This is a genomic window from Halopelagius fulvigenes (genome assembly GCF_055398025.1).
In genome coordinates this window covers 63904-90320 of the sequence record NZ_AP043843.1, presented here as the reverse complement: position 1 = coordinate 90320, position 26417 = coordinate 63904, and the positions used below count along the sequence as shown (strand labels likewise).

Sequence of the window (26417 nt, the reverse complement as noted above, 5' to 3'; positions counted from 1 at the left end):
CAACCGCGGTAACGCCGCGCGGTCACGAGCTCAGTCGGTCGTGTTCACCAGTCCCTCCTGGTCGACGTAGTACAGACGGTAGTCACCGTTCGTCTGCACGCGGGAGAGCCGCGGCGTGACCGTCTGGTTTATCTCCCGGAAGTCGTCCTGCTGATAGCGGATTCCGTGGAATCCTTTCACCTCTCGGTCCCTGTCACGTTCGGAGATGACGAGGTAGTATCCGGGGTGGTCGGTCCGATTGTTCCCCCGATACTTCGTCAAGTTCTCCACGCTGTCGAACTGGGTCTTGTTGGGACTCCACAGCAGACGGCCGGGAACCGTCACGCCGAGTGCGTCCGCGAAGCGCGAGGCACCGATGCGAACCTTCGCTATGGGGACTTCCTCGGCTTGGTGTTTGAACGTGGCGTCGTAGCCGATGAACTGCGATTCGGGCGTCTCCGAGGAGGGGAGGTAGATGTACGGCGAGGGGTAGAACGCCACGAGCGACCCCGTGAGGACGAGGACGGCGAGGACGACGCCCGCGACGCGCGCACCGCCGCTCAGGACGGAGTCGTACTCGACCGCCACCTTGTAGAGGGCGATAGCGCCGAGAACGCCGACGAGAACCATCGCGAAGCCGAGGTGGCGGAAGAAGTACGACGACACGTTGCCGACGAACTGCGCGGCGAAGAACGGCCCGAGGGTCAGCGCCGAGAAGCCGATGTACGTCGCGGCCATCCCGGAGTCGTCGACTCGGCCGCGGACGCCCCCGATTACCTCCTTCACCACCAGACCGCCCGACAGCAGGATGTACAGGAACGAGATGCCGAACAGTTTGACGAACATTATCTCGAGACTGACGTTCAGCGCGTCGGCCGAGTTTCCGCGGTCCTGCGCTATCCTTGCGGCTCCCTCTCCCGTCTGGAGGAACCCCGTGACGGAGCGTGTCAGGTTCTCGGCGAAGATGAACGTCTGCTGGTGCTGGACGGCCCATGCGATGAATATCACCCCGAGGAGGAGTACCTGCCCGGTGAGCAGTCGGTGATTGAACGACCCGGTGGTTCCCGTGGTCCCCATGGCCCCGGTCCCCGTCGTCCCTGTTGTCCCCGCACGGCGGCGCAGGACGTACCCCACGGCGAACACCGTAGACAGCAGGATGAGCACGTCGATGGCCACCTGCGGGTGGTAGAACACCGTCGCGCCGAGGGCGATAGGCGCGACGAGGCTCACCGCCGACGCCCACTCGGGGAGCGTCTCGTCCTCCGCGCCGCGCATGATGTGTTTGAAGGTGAGATAGAGGACGAACGGGAAGTACAGCGTCGTCAGCGTGTAACTGTGGAAGCCGGGGTGGGTGCTGATGTTGTTCATCGGGAGCATCAGCATCGCCGTGAACACCGCAAACCCTACCGCGCGGCCGTCGGGAACGACGGCCCACACGGCGAGGGGGACGAACACGAGGGTGACCACTGACGCGGTCATCATCGCGTACATCAACCCGTGACGGAGCGGAACGCCCATCACCTGCGAGAGGAAGATGGCGAGCGAGTGCCCGCCGGGGTAGATGAGGTCCATGAACGCGAAGTCAGTCCGCAGGAGCGACTTCGCCAATCCGAGGTGAGTCAACGCGTCACCGGACCCGTAGAAGTACATCCCTCGGAGGAACGGCAGACCGAGGAAGGTGAGCATGGCGAGTCCGGCGAGTGCGACGCCGAGCGCTCTCGTCACTCGTCCGCCGAAGACGGCGGCCCCGAAGCCGAGGAGGATCGCGAGGCCGACGCCGGCCCAGTAGACGAACGGCGTCGCGGCGTATATCGACGCGTCGTACCCGGGCGAGGGGTTCACCCTCGCTATGACGACTCCGACGGCGAGAGCGAGGTAGCCGACGACGAGTGCGATGCGCAGAGCGTCGGTAGTCTCCGTTCGCGACTGCGACCGCCCCGTCCAGGTCGCACTCATCGGCCGAGGGGCGAACAGCGACCGTGTCTGTCCGCCCCGATAGTGCGTACCGCTGTCGATACGAATTTCACACTCACTACCACGAATACATATACTATCGTTATGTCTGATGTAACGTCCGCGAACTCCTGACCGTCGGGTTCGAAGACCGGATTCGAACGGTCGCAGTCCGAGGGGGAACGCGCGGCGCTTCCCCCCGAGCGTCGGGCTTCGCTCGGGGTGCCGGCGACGCCTTTGTCGTTCGTTCACTCACCTCTCGCGCCGAAGCGTCGAATGGTCCGAGATTCGCCCGCGCGTCGCGTGCCCGCGGTAGACGATCGTGGAACGGTCTTCGCTTCGGGCAGAATAACGATAATGGCCCGAATCGTACGAGTAGCCATGAACGGATGTACCGGAGCGGGCGCGTCCCACCCCCCCCGACGAAACCGTGCGCTGACTGACTCCGCGGACGAAAACGATGAGTGACGACGCACCGGTCGAAGGCGACGAGTACAGCCACACGGACGGGACGACCGAAATCGTCTATCTAACCGAGGATGGGCGGGTGCTCACGCTCCGTGAGTACCCCTCGACGAACGCGTTCCAGGACACCGTCGAGACGGCGGCGTACCGCGGAATAAACGAGGCAGTGGCGGCGCTTCCCGGCCGAGAGGGGTTCTTGGACATGGAGTTCCCGGAAGACGACGAGGACGACGGACCGACGTGAAACGACGCTTCCGAGGAGTGACACCGATGTCCGCCGCGACTTCGTCTCGCGTCGACGAGCTCCCGGCGCAGTACCGCGAGATGGTCGACAGCGCGACCGAGCGTCGACTATCCTCCGCGCCCTCCGCGAGCGTCGTCGTCGTCACCTACCGGACGCCGCGGGAAGAACTCGAGGAGACGTTCGCCGCCCTCGACGACCAGACGGCGGACGACTTCGAGGTGATAGTCGTCGACAACGGCGTCCGGTTCGACCTCGACGAGCTCGTCGAACGGACCGAACGGGCGAGCGCCCTCGTCCGCCTCGACGGCAACTACGGCGTCACGGTGGCGCGGAACGTCGGCGCCGAACTGGCGGACTCCGACCTCCTGCTCTTCCTCGACGACGACGGCGTCCCCGACTGCGACTTCGTCGCCGCGCACCGCGACGCACACGACGACGGGGCCGTCGCCGTCCGCGGCCGAGTCCTCCCGCGGACCGAGTCGCTGTACAACCGCCTGCAGACGTGGTACGACCTCGGCGACGAGCGAGTTCCGTTCTCGCTGAACATCGAGGGCAACACCTCGGTCGAACGCGCCGCCTTCCGGGAGGTCGGCGGGTTCGAGGAGTCGCTCTCCGGTCGGGCGGGTCACGAGGGAATCGAGCTGACGTACCGACTGCTCACGAACGGGTACGACCGCGAGGGCATCGTCTACGACCCCCGTCCGGTCATCTACCACGACTACGCCACGGACGTCCGCTCGTACCTCCGAAAGCGCGTCGCGGGGCGGCGTCGTCGCCGCCTACTGGCCCGGGTCCGGCCGGAGGTGTCCCGATTGGCGAAGGAGTACTCGAAACCGTCCTCGTCGCGCTCCGAACGGGCGCGGCGCGACGAGTTCGCGCTCCTCTGTCTGGACGCGATGGTTCGACTGACGCTCACGCTCTCATCGCTCCGAAAGAAGGTGAACCTTCCCGGCGGCCGGGTGTGAGGGCGAATTCCCGCGAGAGAGAGAGAGAGGCTACGACGGGGTTCAGCCCTGCGTCGTTCCGGTCGCAGTTTGCGTTGCCGTCTGCGTCCCGCCGTCGGCCGCGGTTTGCGTACCGCCGTTCGCCCCGCCTCCACCGCCGACCGGAACCACGTCGAACCAGATGTTGACGGAGCGGTACGCCGTCTCCTCGCGCGCGTCGGCCGGCGCGTCACCGCGGTAGACGAAGTAGACGAGTCGGAGGTCTTGACCCTCCATCGTCGGCGTCACGCGGTGTCCGTACTGCCACGACTGGCCGGGGAGGAGCGTCTGCGACTCCCGCTTCAACTCCTTGCGTTCGACCACCTGGCCGTTGTCCACGCGCTGAAGTTGGACGACGGCGGTGTACTTCGTCCGTTCCTGCTCGTAGTTCTCCACCAGCAGAACCAGTTCGGAGGACGTTCCGCTGGTGAACTGCTCGGGGTACCCTCCCGCGGTGAGGTTCCCGTTCTCCTGTTCGGTGAGGATCGACACCTGCGTGAACTCCGACCCGTCGGCGGGAGCGGCGAGACTGAACGTCACCGCGACGACGGCGAGGAGTATCGCCACCGCGAGGGCGAGGTTCACCGCCGGGGTTCCGTTCGACCCGTCCAGTGCGCTCTGTGCGCCTTCGATGCCCCGATCGAACGGAACGACGTACCGCGTCCCGTCGGGGGTTCGCGCGCGTCGAACCGCGCCGAGAATCGTCGCCACGACGGCCGTTCCGGTCGCGATACCGATAATCGCCGGCTGCTGGTACTCCAACATCCCGACGTCGAGCGTCCACGCGAACACCGGGATGAACGCGACGCTGAGTCCGAACCCGAACGCGAGACGTTCAAGGAACGGAAGTCCGGCGCGCTGCGGTCCCTTGTTGCCGCCGCCGCCGCCGAGGTGCCAACCTCGGTTCCTGCGGCCCGACATCACGTCGGTTGCGGACCGACCGGACCCCGCGGCCGGGAACACGACGGTCGAGACGGCGTACCCCGGGAGGAACAGCACGAGAAACGCGCCGGCGACGACCTGTAACGGGCCCCCGATGCCAACACTGACGGCGAATGCGGTTCCCGCGACGACGGCGAGGGTCAACACTACGTCCGCCGCGAGTTCCTGCCAACTCACGGCTTCCTCCCCTGCCTGACGGCTTCGAACGACGGTCCCCCTCGGATGGTCGAATTGCGGGTCACTACCGGCTCTGTACTCCGTAGCATCTTCGTTACTATCAGAATAACAGACATCCCGACCGGAGACGCCGCCGCTTCGGCTCTCTGACCGACTCCGAAACCCCGCTTCTCCCGTTCGATTCGAGCCGTTTTCGCGGAACGCTCCCTATAACAAAACCCGCTTCGGTGAATGTTCCGACGATGGACGCGACATCCGAGTACGCCCCCGAAGTGAGCGTGGTCATCCCGACGTACGGCCGGCCGGACTACCTCCCCGACGCAGTCGAGAGCGTCGCGGGGCAGACGTACTCGAACGTCGAACTCGTCGTCGTGGACGACCACTCGCCCGAACCCGTCGAACCGGTCCTCGAAGACCTGTCGCTCGACGGTCTGTCGTGGCGGTGTCTCCGCCACGAGGAGAACCGGGGCGCGAACGCCGCCCGTCGAACCGGCATCGACGCCACCGACGGCGATATCGTCGCCTTCCTCGACGACGACGACTACTGGGCGCCGACGCTCCTCGAACGATATCTGCAGGCGTTCGACGCCGGCGGCCCCGATGTCGGCGTCGTCGCCGCCGGCGTACAGATAGTGGACGCCGAGGGCGAACAGATCGGCAGCGTCGTCCCCGAGTACGCCGGCGACGTGACGGAGAGACTCCTCCGCGGGGACCTCCAGGCGGCGACGTTCTCCCGCTTTGCGGTCCGCCGCGATGTCTTCGACGACGCGGGCTACCCCGACGAACGACTGCCGAGTCTGCAGGACCGCGAGTGGCACATCCGCCTCTCGCAACACACCCGCTACGCCTCCGTCCCCGAGGCGTTGGTCGTCCGGCGCGTCACCGACCACGGGCAGATAACCGACAACTTCGAGAAGAAACGCGACGAATCCGTCCCCCTCATCGTCGAGAAACACGAGTCGTTGGCGGCGTCGTACGGCGACGACTGCCGCCGGGAGTTCCTCTCGAACTTCGACCGCACGCTCGGGTTCTCGGCGCTCAGAAACGGCTACTACCGCGACTCCGTTCGACACCTCCTCCGGTCGATTCGCCGCGACCCGACGCAGGTGTCGGCGTACGGCTACCTGGCGTTGGCCCTCGGCGGCCCGTTCACCTACGGGTCGGCGCGCCGAGCCAAGCAGTGGCTCTCCGGGCGCGTCTCGGTTTGAAACGTCGGAAAAACGTTCTCTTAGAGGGGCTCGTTCGGCGTTCGGCGTCCCTCGCGGGGCTACTCCGACGTCGCGTTCAGTCGTAGTTCGTCTGAAGCCACTGTTCGAGCGTCGTGAGTCCAGACACCGCGCCGATGTGGTCATTCTCCTGCGTCTCGAAGTGCTCTTCCGCGATGGTCTCGACGGCGTCGCCGTCGAGGAACTCCCGGTCCGCCGCGTCGTCCATCAGGCCTTCGAGCATCGACCGCATCTCGTCGTCGGAGATGGACCAGACGCTCTGCATCCGGCGGCCGCCGTAGGCCGTCGTACCGCGGAGGCGCTGAATCGACGTGCTGGTGACGAACCCGGCGACGTGCTTCCAGAGGGGTTCCTCGGGCGGCATCTTCGTCCGTTCGTAGGGGACTTCCGCCATCCCGTAGCCGATTTCGCGCGCGAGGTCGAGTTTCGCCTCGGCGGTGCCGGACGGAATCTTCCCCCTCGTCCCCGGAATCCAGCCGACGCGCTGTTCAAGGGGCATCTGCGTCACCGCGCGGAGGAACTCCCCGTGGGCGAACGGGACGCGCGTCCCGGCGCGACTGCGGACGAGTTTGTTGCTGGCGAAGTCGCCGCGGGGGAAGTAGTTGCGGTAGTACGCGTCCAGTACCGTCTCGGCGTAGCCGTCCTGCCCGCTCTTGGCCACCTCCTCCTCGTAGGTCTGGTCGAGGTCGATTTCGCCCGCCAGCAGGTCCGACACCGTCCTCTTGTCGGTCTGGTGTTTCGCGCGGTAGAGGGCGTCCTCGCGGGAGTCGCTCAGTTCGATGGAGGAGCGTCCGATGCCGTCGCCCATCATCCCGCCCTGCCCGCACGCTTCGAGGAGGATGTCGGTCGGTTCGGGGACAGAGAACGTGGCGGTGAGGTTGAGGAACGTGTTCCACCCGAGCATCCCGTCGGTGATGGTCACCGCGTCCTCAAAGTTCTCGACGAACGGTCCGGGGGTGAGGTCCACCTCCTCGTTCTCCAGCCCGAGGATGTCGCAAATCTCGCGCGCGAGTTCGATGTTGCCGCCGCCGGCGGGGTTCGCGTCGTACGTGTACGTCCGCATGTCCGGGACGTACTGGCTGAGTTCGCCGGCCATCGTCCGACTGTCGAGGCCGCCCGAGAGCCACAACCCGACGGAACTGTCGTCCATCGTCGCCGCCGAGTCACGAATCGCCGTCCGGTACGCCGAGACGAGGTTCGGCGTGAACGAGGACTTCGGACGGGTGTCGAAGTCGAAGTTCCAGTAGCGCCGCACCATCGCACCGTCGTCATCGTACTCCAGTGCGCTCCCGCTATCGAGGTACGTCACCTCCTCTAAGAGCGTCTTGTCGCCCCAGACGTGGCCGATCATCAGCAGGTCGCCGACGGCACGTTCGTCCACGGTGGGGTCATCCACCGTCTCCGCGACTTCGTTGAGGTTCGACCCGAACACGAAGTCGTCGCCGTCCTCGGCGTAGTAGACCGACCGCGTGCCGAGTTTGTCCGTCGCGACGACGAGTCTGTCGCCGTCGGTGCAGGCGAGGACGAACGGCCCGTCCACGTTCGGGAGGGTGTCGGTGGGGTTCTCGAAGGCGCGCTCAAACAGGTCCCCCGCGTCCCAAGAGAGCGTAGAGAGGTTCGAGACGGCGCCGTAGACGACGCCGGTCAGGCCGTCTTCGTCATACGTCTCCCACCCCTCGGGGTCCCTGTCCGCGAGGTGTTCGACGCCGAGCGCGTAGTCGCCGCGAGAGAGCGTCACAGTCTCGCTCTCCGCCTTCGTCGGGGTCTCCCCGAGGAGGCGGCGGAGCGTCGATTCGGAGTAGCTTCCGCCGATGAGTCCGGTCATATGTTTGAGAACCGCGCGTGCTGCGTGCGCGTTATCTTTCCGTCGCCGTACGTGATATTCGTTATAGTGAAACTAAGGGGCTGAGGGGGCCGAAGAGGGCGGTTTGGGCTCACCGAGACTGAGTCGAGAATCCGTCTCGTCGGCGCCTGCACCGTCGAGTTCGAGCGCCGCCGCCGCCCGCGCCCATTATCACTCTAATAACAATGTCCACGGAGTGGTTCTCTCCGTTCGATACACGCATGTACTCTCTCTCGCAACTAAAGCGAGGACTCGATTCGCCGCACCTCCTCGTCCGCGAAGCGAACCGTCTCGTCCACACCCGCGGAAACCGTCGGTACAACGACGGTATCGACGTCTTCTCCGAGGACTGGGACAATCTCTTCATCCTCGACGCCTGCCGCTACGACATGTTCCGGGAACAACACGACCTGCCGGGCAGACTGGAGTCCCGCGTCTCGCAGGGAGCGCACACGAGCGAGTTCCTCGAGGCCAACGTCGCGGGCCGCGACCTGCGCGACACGGTGTACGTGACCGCGAGCCCGATGTACTACCGGAAGCGCGAGGAGTTGGACGCCGAGTTCCACGACGTGATCAACGTCTGGAAGGAGGGCGGGTGGCACGACGCCTACCGCACGGTGATGCCCGAGACGGTCGTCGAGTACGCCCAGACGGCGGCCGAACGCTACCCGAACAAGCGCCTGTTGGTCCACTTCCTCCAACCGCACTACCCGTTCGTCGGCGAGACGGGGCAGAAGTACTTCGACCTCGACGACCTCGCGTTCGAGTGGGACGCCGCCTTCGGCGACGAACTCGGCGTCTCCGATGAGATTCTTTGGCGCGCGTTCCGCGAGAACCTCGACGTGGCGCTTCCCCACGTGGAACGTCTCATGCACTCGCTGCCGGGCAAGACGGTCGTCTCCGCGGACCACGGTCAGATGATCGGCGACCGGTCGCGCCCCGTGCCGAACCGGGAGTACGGCCATCCGCCGGGCATCTACACGACCGAACTGACGAAAGTGCCGTGGCTGGTGTTCGAGAACGGGTCGCGCAAGACGATTCATCACGGCGCGGCGGAAGAGGAGGCTGAGACGTCGGAGACGGAGAGAGAGGCGTCTCCCGAGGACGTCTCCATCGGAGACGGAGAAGAAGAGGCGGAAGCCGACGACCTCGTCGAAGACAGGTTAGAGAGTCTCGGCTACCTGTAAGCGCGAACCGAGAAGCAGTGACCGAAACGGGTGTGAGCGCGCGTTACCCGTTATTGTCCTCGAAGGAGATCGACGCCTTCCTGATTGTCGTGCTGTCGCCGACCGTGAACGAGTCGCTCGGCACCGGGCAGCTGTCGGTGTGCGTGATGCCCGAGGTGGACACGCTCGACCCGTCGAAGACGGTCGCTTGTCCGGTGACGTTGATGTTCGTGTTCTCGACGACGCTGTTGTCCGAGTTGCGGAGGTAGATGCCCTCGCGGTTCCCCGTCAGGTGGAGACAGCTGTTTCGGATGGTCGAACCGTTCCGGTTGTCGATGCGGATGGCCGGCGCGGACCCGGAGGAGGACCCGGTGACGCTCACGCGGTCGAGGGTGACGCCCCACGGGCGTTCGCTGGTGACGCCGAGGCGGGGGTCGCGCGGGTCGTCGATGCGGATGGCCGCGATGCCGTCGACGTCCATCTGGAACCGGCTGTTGCGGATGGCCATCTCGCCGGCGGAGCCGTCCACCCAGACGGCCGCCGTTGTCTTCGAGGGGGCGGACTTGTAGATGAACTCGCAGTCCTCGATGTAGCCGCCCGCTTCGCCTCTGTTGCCCGTCTCCCACGTGATGGCGTGGGGGTTGATGAACTCGCCGCCGTTCTCGTCGGTCGCGTTGTCCGTGTCGACGACGAACCGGCAGCCCTGGACGTAGGAACCGCTGCCGCCGATGCGGAGCGACGTCTGGTTGTTGTTGACGAACAGACTGTTCTCTATCTTCACCGCACCCTCCGCCGCGCGGGCGTAGATGGCGTTCGTCCCGGCGTTCTCGATGTGGGAGTTCCGGATGACCAAGTCGCCGACATGTTTGCTTCCGAGCCAGATACACCCCTCGTTGGCGTCCCCGCCGAGGTGGCCGTGGGAGGTGATGTCGGTGGGGCCCGTCCGGACGAGTCCGTCGACGATAACCTGACCGTCGGGGTCGAGCGCCTGCGGGCTGAGGTTGTCTACGGCGCCGTTGCCCTGCGTCGGGTTGAAGCCGACGAAGTGGACGTCCTGCACGCGGAGGTTGTCGTGTGCCTTCAGGAGCATCCCCAGGCTCCCCTGTCGGTCGAAGCCGTAGTCGATGGCGAAGTTCTCGACGAGGATGCCGCGTCCCCCGTTCACCTTCAGGAGGAACTGCGACGCGCCGTCGTCCGAGACGAACCTCACGTCCGTCGGGTGGTCGCCCAGCCCGCGGATACCCCAGTTGTTGACGCCGCTCTCGGCGACGGTGTCCTTCCAGTAGTAGGTGCCCGGCGGGAACTCGACGAGGGTGTCCCCCCGGTCGATGGCCCGGTTGATCGCGGCGTCGATGGGCTCGTTCCCGTTCGGGTCGAGACCGAGATCGTTCACCGCGTTCACCACGCGGCTGAACGAGATGCCGTACCGTTCGTCCGCGGCGGCGGCCGCCCCCATCTTCAGCGCGTCGCGCCGGTTCAGGAGTGATTTACCCTCTTCCGTCCCCCGGTTCTGGTTTTCCCCGTTCTCCGTTTCACTGCAAACCGTGTCTTCTGCCATTCCGGCTGATCCACACTCTCTACAGAATATACTTTCGTATATTTCTCGAAATCTGTTTAGAAACTCGATAACGGACAATAAAAGTAGAAGAATATGCTACTTCACTTAATATGTTTGGATCCTACTTGTAGGCGCGGATTCGCCTCTACCCGCCGAAAGCGCCGGTTAAGGGGTACTTTACCGGCGCATTAACGAGCCGGGAACGGAGATCACGCCGCGTGAAACTCCGTTCGGAAATCAGTTCGCCCCGACCGATTCGGTCAGATCCGCACATACGTTGTTCCTCGTTATATTCTTCTTGACTAACTTTTTTGTCTTGGCGGTTAGCCAGTTTCCGGAGCCGGTGACGTTGATGTTCTTGAACAAACTCCCGGGCGACCGGACGAGTTTGACGATACCCTTGCCGTCCGGGACGGCGAGACAGCAGTCCGACAGAATCGAGTTCGGCCGGCCCTTTATCTCGATAAGCGGCGTCGGACTGGTCGCGACCTTTCCCTCGACGACGATGTCTGTCAACTTGACGCCCCACGGCTTCGCCGCCGTGATTCCGAGACGCGGGTTGCGCGGGTCGTCGATGCGAATCGCGCGGGCGTTCGGGACGTTGATGACGAACCGGCAGTTCCGAACCGCGAACGCGCCTGCGGACCCGTCGGCCCAGATGCCCGAGAGGATGCGGTTCTTCGGCGCGGAGTCGAAGATGAACGTGCAGTTCTCGATGGATCCGCCCTTCAGTCCGAGGTTGCCGGTCTCCCAGACGATGCCGTTCGGGTTTATCAGCGACCCCTTGTTCCTCGGCGCCGCGTTCTTCGTATCGACCTTGAAGGTGCAGTTCTTGACGAACGACCCGCGTCCGCCGATGCGAATCGACGCCTGATTGTTGTTGACGAACTTGGAGTTCCGCACCTCGACGCCGCCGGGGGCGCGCGAGCAGTAGATGGTGTTCGTCCCGGTGTTCTTGAACAGGCTGTTCCTGATGACGAGGCGTCCGACGTGATCTTCGCCGAGCCAGATGCACCCCGCGTTGGCCGTCCCGTTCAGGTGACCGTGCGAGACGATGTTCGTCGGCCCTGTCCGGACGAACGAATCGACGATGCCGGTCCCGTTCTTCGAGAGTATCTGTGGGCTGAGGTTATCGACGGCGCCGTTCTGCCTCGTCGGGTTGAAGCCGATGTGTTCGACGTTCTGGACGCGGAGGTTGTCGTTCAATCGGAGGATGTTCCCGATGGAACCGGCGCCGCGGCCGTGGTCGAACGTGACGTCCGCCAACAGGAACCCGTTTCCGCCGTTTCGGATGTTGATGAACTCCCGGCCGTCCTTCGCGGGCGTCCAGAAGATGACCTGTCGTCTGCCCTCTCCGATTCCGCGGATGCCCAGCGTGTTCGCGCGTTCGATTTCGTGGGAGTTCTCGAAGCGGTAGCGTCCGGGCGGGAACTCGAGCAGGGTTGATTTCCGGCCGAGAAACCTGACGAACGCGTCGTCGATGGGCTCTTTCCCCGTCGGATCCATCCCGAGATCGTTGACGGCGTTGAGGACGGTGTCGAAGGTGAAGCCGTACAGTCCCCCCTCGGGCTCACCGCTCGGCGTTCCGTCCGGTTCGCCCGGCGGCGTGGAGGTACCGCGGGGCGGCGACTCGGTGGGCGTGTCCCGACCGCCGCACCCCGCCAGCGCACCGGCGGCCGCGGTCGCACCGAGCAGTTTGAGATACCGACGACGGTTCATTCTATCTCGTTCCTTGCCGGCTTATTGATATGGTTATATTCACCGTAAAGATACAATCTGGGATATCGATACCAACGGGGACCGTCCGCGGCGCGCGGAGAGGGGACGCCATCTCACTCGAGATACCCCAAGTCGCGGAGTCGTTCGGTCGCCTCGTCCGTGGATTCTTCGGCCTTCGATTCGTTCTCTTCGGCGACGACGGTCCGGCGTTTGTCGCCTTCGACGACCAACCACGGCACCTTCACGAGTTCGTCGGCGTACACGCCCGGCGGGTGACCGTACATCTTCATCGGCACCGGACACGGCGAGGGACGTTCGCCAACGAGGTTCCCGTGGTCGGAGGTGATGACGCTCCTGCCGCCGAGTTCGTCCACGAGTCGTTCGACGTGCGGGAGGGTGATTCGGAGGTTCTCCACGTACGCCTCCCAGAGGGTGGACTTGTCTATCTCGCCGCGTTGGAGCATGTCCCACACGTTCAGGTGGTCGCTCTTGGCCTCCCGGCCGTCGGCCATCCGACGGGAGAGTTCGAGTCCGGCCTGTTCGCCGAACAGTTCCTGTCCGCGCGGACCGATGAACGGGTAGTGTGGTTGGACGAAGTGGCTGATGATGCGCTTTTTCGGGTACTTCTCCTGCGCGCGGAGGGTCGCTTCCACCATCGCCTCCGGCGTCACCGTGTTGAAATCGTCGTCCCACGCGTCGCGCCACACCGAGATGGTGTCGTGAAACGGCGAGTCGAGTCGGACGTCCACCTGCGGGTTGGCCGTCACGTACACCACGTCGTCGAACTGCCCGCCGCGGAAGTTCCGCTTGAGGAACTCCTCGGTGTTCGACCCCTTCGAGATGCGGTGGTCCAACTCGCCCTCGATGGTGTTGTTCTCCGCGAACATGTCGTAGCGGCAGGCGTCGAGGATGACGAGGTTGTCCCAGTCCTCGTCGAGGTACTCGACGCCCTCGTCCCGCGGTTCCACGTACTCGAAGTACGGTTGGACGACGCCGGCTCGAACCCCGAACGGGAGGGCGATGTCGCGCCACCATCCGGGGTCGTTCCAGTACTGCCTGAGGTTGTTGAGTAGTATCGAAGTGTCCATTCAGATTCCCTCCGTTGCGGGCGTCTCGGCGCTGTTCGCTCCCATCTCGTCGCTCTCCTCGGTTCGGGCTCCGGCGGCGATGGTTCCGTTCGCGCCCGGCCCCTCGTCGGCCGTCGCGGAGAGGTACTCCGCGAGGGCGTAGGCCATCCACGCCTGACACCACCGCATCAGCGTGAAGTTCTTGGTGTAGAGTCGGCGCTTCTGGTAGTAGAACTGTCCCTGACCGCCGTAAAGGTTCGCGAGGGTCCAGTCGATGATGCGCCGCGCGAACGCGGTGTCGCCCGACTTCGAGAAGACGATGATGCCCTGCGTCGCGTGGTGGATGTCCTTCGGGTACGAGGAGTTCTCGTCCCAGTTCGGGCCGCCGTCAGGGTCGAAGAGCACCGTGCGGTAGAACTCCAGCGCCTTCTCTAACGTCTCCTCGTAGCGCTTCTCACCGGTGACCTCGTGGTAGTGCTGGTACGACTCGATGATGAAGCCGTTGTGGTGGTTGTCCATCGAGAGGTGAGACGCCGACGGCGGGTCGCGGTACATCCACCCGCCGAGGTCCTCCTGTTTCTCGGCGATGTAGTCGAGGAGGGCGGCGGCGCGTTCGCGGTACTCCTCGTCGCCGAAGTGGTCGTAGAGGTCCACGAGGAGGCGCGCACCTATCGCGCCGCCGTTGAGCGTGTAGAATTCCCCGTCGTACTCCGGTTGGTAGACGATGCGCGCGCCGCCGTCCACCTCGTGGAACCGCAGGTCGTCTATCAGGAAGTCGGCGGCGGACTTCGCGGCCTCGGCGTACCGTTCGTCCCTGTCGGCGAGTCGGCAGAGCGCTTTCACCGCGAAGGAGGTGGGAATGACGTTCGGCGTCTCCGCCTCGCGGAACTCGCCGATCTGCTGCATCGCGTGGCGGTGGCCGCCGCAGAACCCGCTGTACCCTTCGCTTTGGTTCTCCAGCAGCCAGCTTGCGAGGTAGTCGGCCTCGTTGGCGTACAGTTCGTCGCCCGTGAACCGGTGGGCGGTCTGGTTCGCCATCGCGAACAGCGCGCTCCCTTTGAAGTTCTGACGCTGCTCTACGAGGAAGAAGGGTCGGACGTTGACGGGCGCGCGCTTGATGCTCTCTTGGACGGCGATGTTGACCCACTGGTTCTCGACGGGGAGCGCTCTCAGGAGTTTGCTGCTCATCCCGTCGAAGTAGTCGTACCCGGTGTAGTCGCGGTCTCTCGCGTACGCGAGCGTGTCCTCCAATAGGCCGACGACGAACTCCCGGTCGTCGGCGCCGCGCCGCGAGTCCAGAGAGAGGCGGTGCCCCCGCTTGCGCCGACGCCGCCGGCGTTCGCGGAGCGGTTCGAGAGCCGATGTGACGATATCTGGTGAGGGAATCATTGGTTGGAAATCCTCGCCGAGCGACTCGCTCGGCCGTTTGCGTTCACGAGGAGAGACAGGTTCTCGGGGCTTTGTTATACGGCGTATGACCGCCGCCATCGTGTCGTTCCGCCGACTCTCCGCCGACACCCGCCGCCCCACCCCCCGTCCGCGGCCGTCCGTTCCACTCCGCCTTCCATCCGTCCTCCCTCGCGTTCCGCCCAGTCGCCCGATTCCGAGGTTTCGGTCGGTTAGGGCGGCTGTAATCGGATTTTCCGCGTCGCGGGTCTCGCCACCTGCCCAGGCGCGCGCCCGCCTTCAGCGCTCGGCGCGAGGCGGTGATTTCCGGCGACATTTCGTCTTAACAGATACATAACAAACTTTGAGAGTAGCGTCGGCGAAGATAATGGACGAGGACACGTCTCTCTCGCGGCGATCGATGCTGGGGGCCGGCGCGTTAGCGCTGGCTGCCTTCTCCGGTTGTCTGGGGGGTCCCGACGACCTGACGCCGACGCCTATCGTCGAACGCCCCGCGGGGCAGGAGATAAGCGCGACGACCGACGAGACGTGCGAGAAACCCGAAAAGAGGAACTCCAAGGATCCCCTCGTCGTCGAGTTCGACAGTCGGGAGGCACTCCGCTGTCAGGGGCGACTCCTCGACGGGTTCGAGGACCTTTCGCGGTGGAAGACGTACGAGGGGTCCGTCGGGGGCGACCTCTCGACGGTCGCCGGAGGGACGCAGTCCGCGCGCCTCACCGCGAAGGGGTCCCGCGCGTGGATGTACCGCCGGTTCGAGGACGGACTCGACCTGAGCGACCGCGACGTGTCGGTGGCGGTCCACCCCGGCGAGGACGACACCCGCGTCACGCAGTTCCGCCTCCAGTTGCTCGCGCCGGACCGGGAGAACCGCGTCGAGATGTGGCACGGCGTGGACGGCGTCGGCGGGTGGATGCGCCTCGACTCCGGCCCCACGAAGTTCGTGGGCGACCCGGACCTGAGCGACGTTCGCGAGGTGCGGATTCAGTCGCTCGCTGAGGGTGCGAACGCGGTGTCGTGCAACGTCGACGGACTGCGGACGACGCCGAAGGTATCCGAACCGGCCGTCGTCCTCACCTTCGACGGCGCTCACGCCACGCAGTACCAGCACGCCTTCCCCATCATGCAGAAGTACGGGTTCCCGGGCGCGGTGGGAGTGACGCCGCGACTCCTCGGGACGTTCAAACACCTCGACGCGTCCCGACTCGCCGAGATGCGGAAGGCGGGGTGGGACGTCGTGAGCAACCCCCGGCGCGAGAAACCGCTTCCGGAGTACCCCCCGAAGAAGCGGGAGGAGTTGATTCGAACGTCCAAGCAGTGGCTCGTCGATAATGGGTTCGAGGACGGCGCGCGGTTCATCCACTGGCCGCAGGGCCGGGCCGACGCGACGACGCTCGATTTGGGCGCGAAGTACCACTACATGGGCTTTCTCGACGGCCAGTCGCTGACCGGGCGCATCACCGGCCCCATGACCGTCGGCCGCGTCAACGGCGACGACGCGGAGCGAACGCTCGAAACGCTCGAACGCGCCGAGCGAAGCGGTCAGATCGCCGTCGTCGAGTATCACACCGTCGGCGCACCGAACGACAACAGGGTCTCCGTCGACGAGTTCGTCCGGACGATGCGGCGAATCAAAGAACTGGAACTCCGCGTCCTGACGCCGTCGGACCTCTGGGAGATGCAATCGACAGGGACGTGACACCTGATTAACACGATAACGCCTGCCCTCGGCTCTCTCCTCGGTGATCTGCGGTATCCGTCCGCGCTCGGGAGAATGGTAAGAGTTCTCACTTAACACGTATATAACAACAGTCAAGACGTGCTATATACCATCGATGGACGAGAACACGTCCTTGTCACGGCGGTCGGCCCTCCGAGCGGGAGCGCTCGTCGTCGGCGGCCTCGGGGGATGTCTCGATGGGGCGGGTGAAACGACTCCGGAACCCGTAGTCGACAACCCCGCGGGGCAAAAGAGGAGCACAACGACCGACGAGACGTGCGAGAGACCCGAGAAGAGAAACTCCGAGGACCCTCTCGTCGTCAAGTTCGATAGTCGGGAGGCCCTCCGCTGTCAGGGGCAACTCTTCGACGGATTCGAGGACCTCTCGCGGTGGAACACGTACGAGGGGTCCGTCGGCGGCGACCTCTCGACGGTGAGTCAGGGGGTACAGTCCGCGCGCCTCACCGCCAAGCCAGACCAGTCCCGCGCGTGGATATACCGCCGGTTCGAGGACGGACTCGACCTGAGCGACCGCGACCTCTCGCTCGCGGTTCACCCCGGCAAAGGCGATACCCGCGTCACGCAGTTCCGCCTCCAGTTGCTCGCGCCGGACCGGAAGAACCGCGTCGAGATGTGGCACCCCGTCGGCGGCGTCCGCGGGTGGGTACGCCTCGACTTCGGCCCCACGGAGTTCGTGGGCGGCCCGGACCTGAGTGACGTTCGGGAGATTCGAATCCAGACGTGGGTCGGCGCGAAGCAGGCCGCCTCCTGCAACGTCGACGGACTGCGGACGACGCCGAAGTTACCCAAACCGGCCGTCGTCCTCACCTTCGACGACATCCACACGACGCAGTACCGGAACGCCTTCCCCATCATGCAGAAGTACGGGTTCCCCGGCGTCGCCGGGGCGATTCCGTGGCTCTCCAAGTCGCCGAACCGAATCGGCGCGGGTCGACTCAGGCAGATGCGAGACGCAGGATGGGACATCGTGAGCCACCCGCAGGGCGAAAAACCGCTGCCCGCGTACTCCCCGAAGAAGCAGGAGGAGTTGATTCGAACGTCCAAGCAGTGGCTCGTCGATAAGGGGTTCAAGGACGGCGCGCGGTTCGTCCTCTGGCCTCTCGGCCGGACCGGCAAGAAGACGCTTGATTTGGGCGCGAAGTACCACTACATGGGCTTTCTCGGCGGACGGAGTCCGAGCGGACGCATCACCGGCCCTATGACCATCGGCCGCGTCAACGGCGACGACGTGAAGACGACGCTTCGGATGCTGGAAATGGCGAAGCGAAGCCGGCAGGTCGTCGTCATCATGTACCACACTATCGGCGGGGACGGGAGCCGAATCACGACCGGCGAGTTCGAGAAGACGATGCGGCGAATCAAAGAGCTGGGACTCCGCGTCGTAACCGCCTCCGACCTTTGGGAGATGCAATCGACGGGCATGTGACCTCGAACCGGTCGGCGAGGGCGTCCGCGCCCGACGAACCTACGCCTAGCTTTTTGTGCGATGCCGAGGCGATTGTCCCTATCCCGATGGCTCGCTACCGCCGTTCGACCGCCCCCGAACCCCTCTTTTCGCCGGCCACGCTCAGGCTCGACCTTCCGGCGGCGGTCGAATCTCGACGCGGCGTGGTTCGGGCGGCCACCGAACGAGTGACGAACGCCGTCGAACGCGCCAGTCGGGCGGAGGCGGCCGAAGCGATTCGGGACGCGCTCGGGTACGACGAACTCGCGGACTGCGCAACCGCACCCGTCGCGTTCGAGAGCGTCGCCCCCGGCGAACTCGAACCCCACGGGCGCGGCCCGACGGCGCGACGCCTCGTCTCCCGCCTCGCGTCCGACGGCGGCCCCGAGTGGGGCGTCTCGACCGACGGTCGGTACTGGCGACTCCGCGGCGGGAGGCCGGACGAGGAACGGTACCACGAGGCGGACGTCACCGCCCGGGCGGCCGCGGGTCCGGAAGCGCTCGAAGCGTTCGTGGCGCTCTTCTCCCCCGCGGCGTTCGCCGGGGCGGACAACGGACCGGGCGGAGGTGCCGATCCGGGGACGGCGGACGCCCTCCTCGCCGCCGACGCCGACCGACGGCGCGCGGTTCGCGAACGACTTCGCAAGCGAACCGTGACCGCCGTGGAGGAAGCGTCCGAATCGGACCGCCTCGCGCCCGCGGCGGCACTCGTCGCGCGCCTCTCGTTCGACCTGTTCGTCGCCGACCGAACCGGACGGTCCGCCCTCGTCGGGGCGGACGAACTCGCCGCCGCCCGGCGTGCGCTTCGGGACGCCGCGGCCGCGGGGGGAGAGGCGGAGGACGCACTCGCCCCTTCGCACGTCGAGACGTTTCGCCGGTGGACGAGGGCCGCCGCGAGGGCGGACCCGACGGACGCGTTCGGCCTCTCGGAACCCCTGCGGATACTCGCTGGCGGCGACGGCCTCGTCCGAACCGCGGACGCCGCCGACGCCGTTCGACTCGCCGAACTCCTCGCGGCGGTTCCGGTCGAGGGGTCGGTCGTCGGAGCCGACTACCGGACGGTCGATTCGCGCCTCCTCGGAGCCGTCTACGAACAACTCGTCGCGCGCGGCGCGTTCGCCGCCGACTCCGACTCGTCGGTCGCGGGTCGGCGGAAGGACGACGGGTCGTTCTACACGCCGGATTCGGTCGTCTCGTACGTCGTCGAGCGGACGATTCGCCCCCTCGCGGCGGAGGCGCACCGCGACGCCGAACAAGCCGCCGATACGCGGTCCGAGAGCGACTCGGATTCGGGCCGGACGTTCGAGGAACGCGTCCGCGAGAGGCGGATTCTCGACCCGGCGATGGGGACCGGGAACTTCCTCGTCGCCGCGGTGGGATGCCTGACGGACGCCGCGCGCGAGGCGGCGAGAGACGGCGACAAGCCGGTCGTCCCGCGCGCGACGCGTCGCGCCCGAATCGCCTCGGACTGCGTCTACGGCGCGGATCGGGACCCCCGGGCGGCCGACGTAGCGAAGCTGACGCTCCGAGCGGAGACGCTCGGCGAGGGACTCGACCGGTCGGCCCGCCTCTCCCTCTCGGACCGACTGGTGACCGGCGACTCCCTCCTCGGGTCGGCGTCGGAACTGTTCCCGGACGCCGTCGCGGACGCCGGTGACGGAGCGGAGTTCGACGCCGTCGTCGGGAACCCGCCGTGGAAGGGCACCGCCGGTCGCTCGGACATCAGCGCTCGCCTCTCCGAGGACGTTCGGTCGTCCATCCGCGAGGAGTTTCGGTCCGCGGACGGGTCCCAACCGAATCTCGCCGCGGCGTTTCTCGAACGCGGACGGCGACTCGCGCCGAGGGGTCGTCTGGGGTTCGTCGTCCCCGACGCCGTCCTCGTCCGCCTCGGCGCGGAACCCCTCCGGCGGTACATCCTCCGCGACGGCGGACTCACCCACCTCCTCCGCGTCGGGGCGGTGTTCCCGGACGCCAACGAGGGTGCCGCCATCGTCCTCGGCGCGGACGAGGGGCGGGACCCCGTTCTGACGTGGCACGGCGACGCCGAGGAGTTCGCGGCGGCGGCGGAGTCCGACTCGTTCGAGTACGGTCGCCTGCGGCGGTCGGTGGTCGAGGACGAACGCTACGCTCGGTTCCAACTCCTCCGCGACGACGCGTCCGACGAGATACTCCGCAAACTCGAACGACTCGACGGGGTCTCCGCGCGCGCGTCGGTGGGGCGCGGCGAGGAGTTCGGCAAGCGCGACGACCGAATCGCCGACGAACCGGGCGAGGGCCGCGTCCCCATCGTTTCGGGGGCGGCGGTCAGACCGTACGGAATCCGGCCCGACGCCGTCCGGTACGTCGAGGCGGACGCGGTGGCGAAGGACGTGTACGACCCGCCGAAACTGGTCGCGCGGCAGACGGGGAGTTTCCTCGTCGCCGCCGCGGACGAGGCGGGGAAGACGAACCTCAAGTCGGTGTACGACCTGCACGTGGACCACGACGACCCCAAGGCGGCGTTGCACCACCTCCTCGGAGTAGTCAACTCGACGGTGTGCAACTACTACCACTACGTCCGGCGGAACGCCTACCCGGCGCAGTTCCCCCAGCAGAACCAACGGAACTACGAGACGCTCCCGGTGTGGTCCGGCGAGGCGGACCCGGAACTCGTGGCGTTGGTCGAGTCCCGCGTCGAACTCGCGCGGACGCGACTCGCACTCGACGCGGACGTCCGTTCGCACGTCGCGTTCGAGGCGGCGGACGTTCCACTCGCCGCGTTCGACCCGACGCCGGTGGACGACCCCCTCCTGTTCACCCACCGCGGGACGACGCCCGGACTCCGAATCGACGCCCTGCGCGTCCGCGCCGACGGTTCCGACGCGGTCCTCTCCGTCTCGTACGACCGGGACGGCGGCGAGGCGACGCCCCCGCGCGAAGCACTCCGGTTCGAGGACGCCGCCGCCGACGTTCGGACCGTCCTCGACGCGTGGATACCCGCCGTCTCCGACGCGTCGTTGGCCGACCGGCGGGCGGTCGGACTGCGCCGCGTCGGTCGGAGCAGTCGGACGACGCCCGCCGCGCGCCTCCGCGCCCTCCGCGTTCCGAACCCCTCGGAGTACGCCGAGACGATGGCCCGCTATCTCGCCGCCCGCGACCGACACTCGTCTTTGACCGACCGCGCCCGCCGACTCGACGCCCGAATCGACCGTCGAGTCGCGGAACTCGTCGGTCTGACCGACGAACAACTCGCCGCGGTCAGGGCGACGATGGCCGACGCGGACGGGTGGTCGTCGCTCCGCCCGTAACCTCTGGACGGTCCGCCTCCGCCTCTCGCAACCGGCTGTTTCACCTCTCACTCGAACAGATATATTCGTACTGACGGCCCGTCCGAGAAATCCGTTCACTCTTCCGCCGAGGCTACAGGTACCCGAATAATGCCCCATATACTAAGAATTCGTAAAATTTCTACAATTTCTAAAAATTCCCAACTTTCGGTGCGATACTCGCGGAAAGACCGTATCTCTGTGGGTAGAGGGACCAGTACGGAATATTTAACTAATTTTCGTCTATCGAGCAGAGATGGTCGGACTACAATCTATTATGTCCGAGTAGGGTCTCGGCGAACCTCCAGATGGATCTCGTTGTCGGACCGAACTGTCTGCGCACGCTATAGACGGCCCCGCAGTTTATGAACGAGAGCGGACTAGCCCGAGTCAATGCCCACAAGCGACGCGGACGATTCGCCCGTCCGTCCCACGTCCCTCGACGATATCCTCGTCCCTCACGACACGAGAAAGGAGTCGGTCGCCGCCGCAGGACACGCCTTCCGAATCGCGCAGATGTTCGACTCGACGGTTCACGGACTGTACGCCGTCGAATCGTCGAGCGTTCTCGACGGCCCCGCGTCCGACGACGCCGAGCACTCCCACGAGGAGATAGACTCCATCGTCCGGCAGGAACTCGAACGACAGGGGGACGCCGCCCTCACGCAGATGGCGGACCGCGCGGAGTCCCGCGGGGTTTCGTTCGTCCGCGAGATACGGACGGCGTCCACCGCGCAGGCGATTCTCGACTACGCGGAGGAGAACGACATCGACATGATCGTGATGGGGAAGGGTCGGCGGAAGAGAGACGGCCCCTCGAAGATCGGCGGCAGCCTCCTCCACGTCCTCCAGTGGACGGACATCCCGGTTCTCACCGTCAGTAACCCCGTCCAACTGTAGCGTCCTCCCTCACGAGAACGACGGAAGCACCTCCTCCTCGTAGAAATCGATGGCGTCTCGTTGGTCGGGACCGACCTGGTGGACCGACACGCGGTCGAACCCCGCGTCCGCGAACTTCTGTATCTTCTCGATGTGCTGGTCGGCGTCGGGGCCGCAGGCGACGGCCTCCGCCACGTCGTCTTCGGTCACCATCTCCGCGGCCTGTTCGAAGTGCGCGGGCGTCGGGAGAATCTGCCCGAGTTCGCCGCCGATAGCGACGTTCGGCCAGTGCTTGTACGCCGTCTGCAGACCCTCGTCCTCCGTTTCCGCCCAGCAGGCGGTTATCTGCCCGTACTTCGGCCGGTCGCCGTCGCCGTCGCCCGCCTCCTCGAACCGTTCGACGACGGTCTCGTCCGGCGACGTGGAGACGAGTCCGTCGCCGATGCGTCCGGCAGATTCGGCGGACTGGGGGCCACCCGCCGCGACGTGTATCGGAGTCGGATCGTCCGGGAGCGTGTACAGTTTCGCGTCCTCGACGGTGTAGTACTTCCCGTGGTGGTTGCACATCTCGCCGGTCCAGAGGCTACGGATGACGTCTATCGCCTCCTCCAACCGCTCGAGGCGGACGTCGTGCGGCGGCCACCGGTCGCCGAGGACGTGTTCGTTCAGGTTCTCGCCGGTGCCGACGCCGAAGAAGAATCGGCCGTCCATCATCTCCGCCACCGTCGCCGTCGCCTGCGCGACGATGGCCGGGTGGACGCGGAAGGTGGGGCACGTCACGCCCGTCCCCACTCGGAGCGACGACGTCTCCCGGGCGATGCCGCCGAGCGTCGTCCACACGAAGGAGTTGTTCCCTTGGAAGTCTATCCACGGGTGGTAGTGGTCGGAGGCGAGTGCGAAGGAGAATCCGGCCTCCTCCGCCGCGACGGCCGTATCGACCAGCGTGTTCGGGTCGTGTTCCTCGCCGCTGAGGGAGACGCCCAACTCGGGGTCGGTCACCGGCCCGCACCCCCTCGGCGTCGTACGTCCGTCGCCGCGCCGTCGCTTCGCCCCCCGCGAATCGCGTCCTCGTGGTTCGACATGGTTTCTCATAGGAAGCCCAAACCAGCGGAGTAAGAGGCTACTGCCTGCAGTTTAGCCGACGGCGGCGGCGTCACCCGTGCGCTTAATGGGCTCAGTCACCAAGCACCGATAACGGAATGACCGACGAAGCGGCATCCCTGCGCGGCCCGCCCCCGAGGGTACACTGCGGTTGTAAGGTCGGCAGCGTCGCCGACCGGTACGGCCTCGGGGACATCTCGCGGGAACTGGGCGTTCTCTGGACGACCGAGGGGGAGGACCGCTACAGTCTGCGCGAGTTGGCCGACCACTTCAACCAGCGAGTGGTGGAGTCCGCCATGTTCGACGCCGGCATGAACCCCCTTGAAGGCGAGGTAGAGAACGTCTACCGCCTCCTGACCGACGAGGAGTCGAGCGCCGGCCACCGGGTGCAGGCCGAGAACCGACTGGAGTTCGAGGGCGTCTCCGTCGCGGAGGTACGGGACGACTTCGTCACCCACCAGACGGTGTACCGACACCTGAAGAACTGTTTAGAGGAGGAGTACGAACGGGAGACCGGCCCGTCGTCGAGAGTCGAACGCGACGTGGACAGGATCGAAGCGTTCCGGAACCGAATCAGGGTCGTCGTGGACGAGACGGTCCGGAGGCTCCGCGACGCCGGCCTCTTCTCAATAGCGAGTCCGAGCGCGTACGTCGAAATCCGGATTCTCTGCGAGGAGTGCGGCGCGCGCTACACTCCCCGGGAACTCCTCGAACGCGACCGCTGCGACTGCCCGGTCGAACTCGACCGGTGAGGGGGAGAGGGACGGCGAAACGCCGACGCAGTCACCGCTCGGTGACGGACGACGAGGCGTCGGCCGATCCGGAGGTGGCGATATCGACCGTGTAGTACTCCGCTTCCTGCGGCACCTCTGTGATGAGCGTGACCGTCTCCTGTTCGTTCGCGCCGAGGCGTATCGACTCGCCTCTCACCCGCGTTATCTCCTCGTCGTCGCGGTAGAACGGTATCTCGACCGTCACCGACCGTTCCTCGCCGTCGTTCGCGAGGACGACCCAGAACTCGACTTCCTCGCCCGCCGCGTCGTCCTCGATTCTGTCCGTCCCGGCGTCGGCGACCCTCGTCTCCACGTCGATGACGGAGACGCCGTCCACCGCCCCGGACCGCGCGTTCCGGAAGAGGTGAATCCGGTTGCGCGCGGCGTGTAACTGCTCTTCGACGGCGCCGTCGGCGCGCGTCTCCAACTTGAGTAGGCGGTTGTCCACGGTGTCGAGGACGCCCTCCTCGTCCGTTCCCTCCGTCTCCGTTCGCTCCGTGTACTCCGCTATCTGTTCTTCGACGGCGTCGAGTTCGTCGTCGATATCCCCGTCGCTCTCCTCGCGGGCGCGTTCGAGGTTGTCCCTGATGTCGATAATCCGCGGTACGGTTGCCATCGCTGTTCCGCGTTGGGTCGGTAATGTAGGTAGTTGTTGTGGCCCTCGCGGTCGATTTCGGTCGCGTTCCAGCCCCGGACACCCCCGTCGCCCCCGCCGTTCGACTCTTCAGCTCGACGGCGACTGTAGTGGAACTTTACCGGTAGCGGCTTTGAAACGTCCGAAAACGGTTCGAATTGGCCCCCGCGCATAAGGCAGTTCGCGCCGAAGATGTGAGTGAACGTCTTATGTCTAGAGAAAATGATACCGGTCGCGAGAGTCGAATGACAAGAGACCACGACACGGTACGAGGATGGATAGAGGAGGAGGACCACGACGCCATCCCGGTCCGCTACTCCGGCGTCGAAGGGCAGTCGAACGAGCTTCAGATCGTCCCGGAGTCCGAGGTGACGGACACGCACGAGGAGATGACGTGGGACGACTTCGGGCGAGAACTGGAGCAGTCCGAACGCGTCGTCGTGTACCACGGCGAGGGCGACTTCGAGGTCGTCGACCGCGACGAGGCGGAGACGCGCGCCACGGTCGATAGCGAGGGCTTCGAGGAGGCCCTCCTCGAAGGCGAGACGGTGACGAGCGAAGTCACCGAGACGAAGGTCGTCGAGCGAACCATCGTCGAGGAGGCGACGATCGAGAACGAAGTCGTCGACAGGCGAATCACCGACGAGCGAATCGTCGAGGCGGAACTCGTCGACCGCGAACTCGTGGAGTTCGGACTCCTCGTCGACGACCCCGAGACGATAGAGGTGGACGACATCAGTCGGTACGACGCGAGTTTCCCGCCGAACGAGGACGTCGGCGTCGAAGCCACCCTCGACGAGGAGTGGCGACTCACCAAGGAGCGAACGGAGGAACTGGTCGTCGAGAGCCGAGTCGTCGACACCGAAGCCGCCGAGACGGACGCGACCGTGTCCGACGATATCGAGGCCACCGTCGATACCGAACACGTCCAGCGGTCGGTGCTGCAGAGCGGTATGTTCGGCGACGAGGTGGGAGCCAACGAGATAATCGAACGCGGCGACATCCGCAGCGAGTACCACGAAGGCGCGGTCGTCCGGACCCAACTGCCGGTCAGGACGATGGTCGAGGAGGACATCACCGTCCAGAAACTCCTCACCGGGACGTTCACCGAAGGCGAGACCCTCGAATCGACGACCATCCGGGAGACGGAACTCTCCAGCGAGGTCGTCTCCGACTACGAGTTCGAGTCTGACCTCCTCGCCGCCCAAGAGTCCCGTGAGGGGACCGATGTCGAAGGTACCACCGAGGGTTCCAGCGAGGGAATCACCGGGTCTGACCGCGCGGGCGAAGGTATCACCGGGTCGGAAGGCTCCCGCGAGGGGATCACCGACGAGTCCGACGCGGGGATGACCGAGTCCGAAGGCTCCGTCGAGGGCATGGTCGGCTCCACCGACGACAGTTCGACTTCCGACCAGCGTCCCGACGACGCCGTCGCCGGGACGCCCGAACGCCGCCCCTCCTCGGAGGACGAGGGCAAGCAGGTCGTCAATCAGGACGGCGAGAACGTCGGGCACGTCAAGGACGTTCGGGGTGACACCCTCTACGTCGAACCCGACCACTCGCTCACCGAGAAGATCGCGGAGTCCCTCGGATGGAGCGACGACAACGACGAGGACATCTATCCCGTCGAAGCCGAGAGCGTGACGAGCATCACCGACGACCACGTCTACGTCTCGACGTCCTCGTCGTCCTCCACCGCGACGTAAGACCTCCCGTCGGAGTATCCCGCTTTTTTCGCAGTCCGCCCCGCCAGTCCGCGGTGCGCCGTCGCAGCCGACGTAGCCGGAGTACCCAAGTGCGTTCCGACCCATCCA

The 26417-nt window shown here is 65.8% G+C and carries 19 protein-coding genes; 10 read left to right on the top strand and 9 right to left on the bottom strand.

Annotated elements, in window-relative coordinates; genetic code table 11:
- Window positions 1-30 precede the first annotated feature (30 nt).
- Window positions 31-1935: a hypothetical protein gene (locus ACZ522_RS01090; RefSeq protein ID WP_464391741.1), complete on the bottom strand. Its 1905-nt coding sequence runs from the start codon at window positions 1933-1935 to the stop codon at window positions 31-33.
- 457 nt (window positions 1936-2392) lie between these two features.
- On the opposite strand from ACZ522_RS01090, the gene ACZ522_RS01085 reads away from it, so the two are divergent.
- On the top strand, window positions 2393-2641 hold the full coding sequence (locus ACZ522_RS01085) for a hypothetical protein (RefSeq protein ID WP_464391740.1): 249 nt from the start codon (window positions 2393-2395) through the stop codon (window positions 2639-2641).
- Window positions 2642-2667: 26 nt separating this feature from the next.
- A complete protein-coding gene (locus tag ACZ522_RS01080; RefSeq protein WP_464391739.1) occupies window positions 2668-3606 on the top strand; it encodes a glycosyltransferase family 2 protein in 939 nt (312 codons plus the stop codon).
- Between the two features lie 42 nt (window positions 3607-3648).
- Here ACZ522_RS01080 and ACZ522_RS01075 read toward each other — a convergent pair whose 3' ends face one another.
- Entirely contained in the window at window positions 3649-4743 is a 1095-nt protein-coding gene (locus tag ACZ522_RS01075; protein ID WP_464391738.1) for a DUF1616 domain-containing protein, read from the bottom strand.
- 242 nt (window positions 4744-4985) lie between these two features.
- Here ACZ522_RS01075 and ACZ522_RS01070 point away from each other — a divergent pair, with 242 nt between their 5' ends.
- A complete protein-coding gene (locus tag ACZ522_RS01070; RefSeq protein ID WP_464391737.1) occupies window positions 4986-5951 on the top strand; it encodes a glycosyltransferase family 2 protein in 966 nt (321 codons plus the stop codon).
- A 76-nt stretch (window positions 5952-6027) separates the two neighbouring features.
- Here the strand turns inward: ACZ522_RS01070 and ACZ522_RS01065 are convergent, their stop codons facing one another.
- Window positions 6028-7794 (bottom strand): asparagine synthase-related protein, encoded by a 1767-nt coding sequence (locus tag ACZ522_RS01065; protein ID WP_464391736.1) that lies wholly within the window; start codon window positions 7792-7794, stop codon window positions 6028-6030.
- 239 nt (window positions 7795-8033) lie between these two features.
- Here ACZ522_RS01065 and ACZ522_RS01060 point away from each other — a divergent pair, with 239 nt between their 5' ends.
- The gene (locus ACZ522_RS01060) at window positions 8034-8999 is read left to right on the top strand and encodes a hypothetical protein (RefSeq protein ID WP_464391735.1); all 966 of its coding nucleotides are present in this window, start codon (window positions 8034-8036) and stop codon (window positions 8997-8999) included.
- A 43-nt stretch (window positions 9000-9042) separates the two neighbouring features.
- On the opposite strand, the gene ACZ522_RS01055 is transcribed toward ACZ522_RS01060, so the two are convergent.
- From ACZ522_RS01055 to ACZ522_RS01040, 4 genes are all read right to left on the bottom strand, one after another.
- The gene (locus ACZ522_RS01055) at window positions 9043-10536 is read right to left on the bottom strand and encodes a hypothetical protein (RefSeq protein WP_464391734.1); all 1494 of its coding nucleotides are present in this window, start codon (window positions 10534-10536) and stop codon (window positions 9043-9045) included.
- Between the two features lie 237 nt (window positions 10537-10773).
- Window positions 10774-12255 carry a hypothetical protein gene (locus ACZ522_RS01050; protein WP_464391733.1) on the bottom strand — a complete coding sequence of 494 codons (1482 nt, stop codon included), beginning with the start codon at window positions 12253-12255 and terminating at the stop codon, window positions 10774-10776.
- Window positions 12256-12368: 113 nt separating this feature from the next.
- Window positions 12369-13343, bottom strand: a complete 975-nt coding sequence (locus ACZ522_RS01045; RefSeq protein ID WP_464391732.1) for a hypothetical protein — start codon at window positions 13341-13343, stop codon at window positions 12369-12371.
- On the bottom strand, window positions 13344-14711 hold the full coding sequence (locus ACZ522_RS01040; protein WP_464391731.1) for an antibiotic ABC transporter permease: 1368 nt from the start codon (window positions 14709-14711) through the stop codon (window positions 13344-13346).
- A 385-nt stretch (window positions 14712-15096) separates the two neighbouring features.
- On the opposite strand from ACZ522_RS01040, the gene ACZ522_RS01035 reads away from it, so the two are divergent.
- The 4 genes from ACZ522_RS01035 to ACZ522_RS01020 all read left to right on the top strand — a co-directional run bounded on the left by ACZ522_RS01035 (window position 15097) and on the right by ACZ522_RS01020 (window position 22116).
- Complete coding sequence (locus tag ACZ522_RS01035; protein ID WP_464391730.1) at window positions 15097-16425, top strand: polysaccharide deacetylase family protein; 1329 nt, start codon at window positions 15097-15099, stop codon at window positions 16423-16425.
- A gap of 136 nt (window positions 16426-16561) precedes the next feature.
- On the top strand, window positions 16562-17893 hold the full coding sequence (locus tag ACZ522_RS01030) for a polysaccharide deacetylase family protein (protein ID WP_464391729.1): 1332 nt from the start codon (window positions 16562-16564) through the stop codon (window positions 17891-17893).
- Between the two features lie 86 nt (window positions 17894-17979).
- The gene (locus ACZ522_RS01025; protein WP_464391728.1) at window positions 17980-21198 is read left to right on the top strand and encodes an Eco57I restriction-modification methylase domain-containing protein; all 3219 of its coding nucleotides are present in this window, start codon (window positions 17980-17982) and stop codon (window positions 21196-21198) included.
- A gap of 411 nt (window positions 21199-21609) precedes the next feature.
- Window positions 21610-22116 (top strand): universal stress protein, encoded by a 507-nt coding sequence (locus ACZ522_RS01020; RefSeq protein ID WP_464391727.1) that lies wholly within the window; start codon window positions 21610-21612, stop codon window positions 22114-22116.
- A 9-nt stretch (window positions 22117-22125) separates the two neighbouring features.
- Here the strand turns inward: ACZ522_RS01020 and ACZ522_RS01015 are convergent, their stop codons facing one another.
- Window positions 22126-23094, bottom strand: coding sequence for a TIGR03557 family F420-dependent LLM class oxidoreductase (locus ACZ522_RS01015; protein WP_464391726.1), 969 nt, complete (start codon window positions 23092-23094; stop codon window positions 22126-22128).
- A 200-nt stretch (window positions 23095-23294) separates the two neighbouring features.
- Here ACZ522_RS01015 and rdfA point away from each other — a divergent pair, with 200 nt between their 5' ends.
- A complete protein-coding gene (rdfA, locus tag ACZ522_RS01010; RefSeq protein WP_464391725.1) occupies window positions 23295-23948 on the top strand; it encodes a rod-determining factor RdfA in 654 nt (217 codons plus the stop codon).
- Window positions 23949-23979: 31 nt separating this feature from the next.
- On the opposite strand, the gene ACZ522_RS01005 is transcribed toward rdfA, so the two are convergent.
- Window positions 23980-24585: a DUF7553 family protein gene (locus ACZ522_RS01005; RefSeq protein WP_464391724.1), complete on the bottom strand. Its 606-nt coding sequence runs from the start codon at window positions 24583-24585 to the stop codon at window positions 23980-23982.
- 263 nt (window positions 24586-24848) lie between these two features.
- Here ACZ522_RS01005 and ACZ522_RS01000 point away from each other — a divergent pair, with 263 nt between their 5' ends.
- Window positions 24849-26309: a hypothetical protein gene (locus tag ACZ522_RS01000; protein ID WP_464391723.1), complete on the top strand. Its 1461-nt coding sequence runs from the start codon at window positions 24849-24851 to the stop codon at window positions 26307-26309.
- The last annotated feature ends 108 nt before the right edge of the window (window positions 26310-26417 follow it).

What these genes read in the sequence shown, in the direction of transcription:
- ACZ522_RS01065 (WP_464391736.1), bottom strand. Translation starts at nt 7,794, where the DNA reads ATGACCGGACTCATCGGCGGAAGCTACTCCGAATCGACGCTCCGCCGC.
- ACZ522_RS01055 (WP_464391734.1), bottom strand. Translation starts at nt 10,536, where the DNA reads ATGGCAGAAGACACGGTTTGCAGTGAAACGGAGAACGGGGAAAACCAG.
- ACZ522_RS01040 (WP_464391731.1), bottom strand. Translation starts at nt 14,711, where the DNA reads ATGATTCCCTCACCAGATATCGTCACATCGGCTCTCGAACCGCTCCGC.
- ACZ522_RS01025 (WP_464391728.1), top strand. Translation starts at nt 17,980, where the DNA reads ATGGCTCGCTACCGCCGTTCGACCGCCCCCGAACCCCTCTTTTCGCCG.
- ACZ522_RS01035 (WP_464391730.1), top strand. Translation starts at nt 15,097, where the DNA reads ATGGACGAGGACACGTCTCTCTCGCGGCGATCGATGCTGGGGGCCGGC.
- ACZ522_RS01090 (WP_464391741.1), bottom strand. Translation starts at nt 1,935, where the DNA reads ATGAGTGCGACCTGGACGGGGCGGTCGCAGTCGCGAACGGAGACTACC.
- ACZ522_RS01085 (WP_464391740.1), top strand. Translation starts at nt 2,393, where the DNA reads ATGAGTGACGACGCACCGGTCGAAGGCGACGAGTACAGCCACACGGAC.
- ACZ522_RS01070 (WP_464391737.1), top strand. Translation starts at nt 4,986, where the DNA reads ATGGACGCGACATCCGAGTACGCCCCCGAAGTGAGCGTGGTCATCCCG.
- ACZ522_RS01020 (WP_464391727.1), top strand. Translation starts at nt 21,610, where the DNA reads ATGCCCACAAGCGACGCGGACGATTCGCCCGTCCGTCCCACGTCCCTC.
- ACZ522_RS01000 (WP_464391723.1), top strand. Translation starts at nt 24,849, where the DNA reads ATGACAAGAGACCACGACACGGTACGAGGATGGATAGAGGAGGAGGAC.
- ACZ522_RS01005 (WP_464391724.1), bottom strand. Translation starts at nt 24,585, where the DNA reads ATGGCAACCGTACCGCGGATTATCGACATCAGGGACAACCTCGAACGC.
- rdfA (WP_464391725.1), top strand. Translation starts at nt 23,295, where the DNA reads ATGACCGACGAAGCGGCATCCCTGCGCGGCCCGCCCCCGAGGGTACAC.
- ACZ522_RS01045 (WP_464391732.1), bottom strand. Translation starts at nt 13,343, where the DNA reads ATGGACACTTCGATACTACTCAACAACCTCAGGCAGTACTGGAACGAC.
- ACZ522_RS01080 (WP_464391739.1), top strand. Translation starts at nt 2,668, where the DNA reads ATGTCCGCCGCGACTTCGTCTCGCGTCGACGAGCTCCCGGCGCAGTAC.
- ACZ522_RS01050 (WP_464391733.1), bottom strand. Translation starts at nt 12,255, where the DNA reads ATGAACCGTCGTCGGTATCTCAAACTGCTCGGTGCGACCGCGGCCGCC.
- ACZ522_RS01060 (WP_464391735.1), top strand. Translation starts at nt 8,034, where the DNA reads ATGTACTCTCTCTCGCAACTAAAGCGAGGACTCGATTCGCCGCACCTC.
- ACZ522_RS01030 (WP_464391729.1), top strand. Translation starts at nt 16,562, where the DNA reads ATGGACGAGAACACGTCCTTGTCACGGCGGTCGGCCCTCCGAGCGGGA.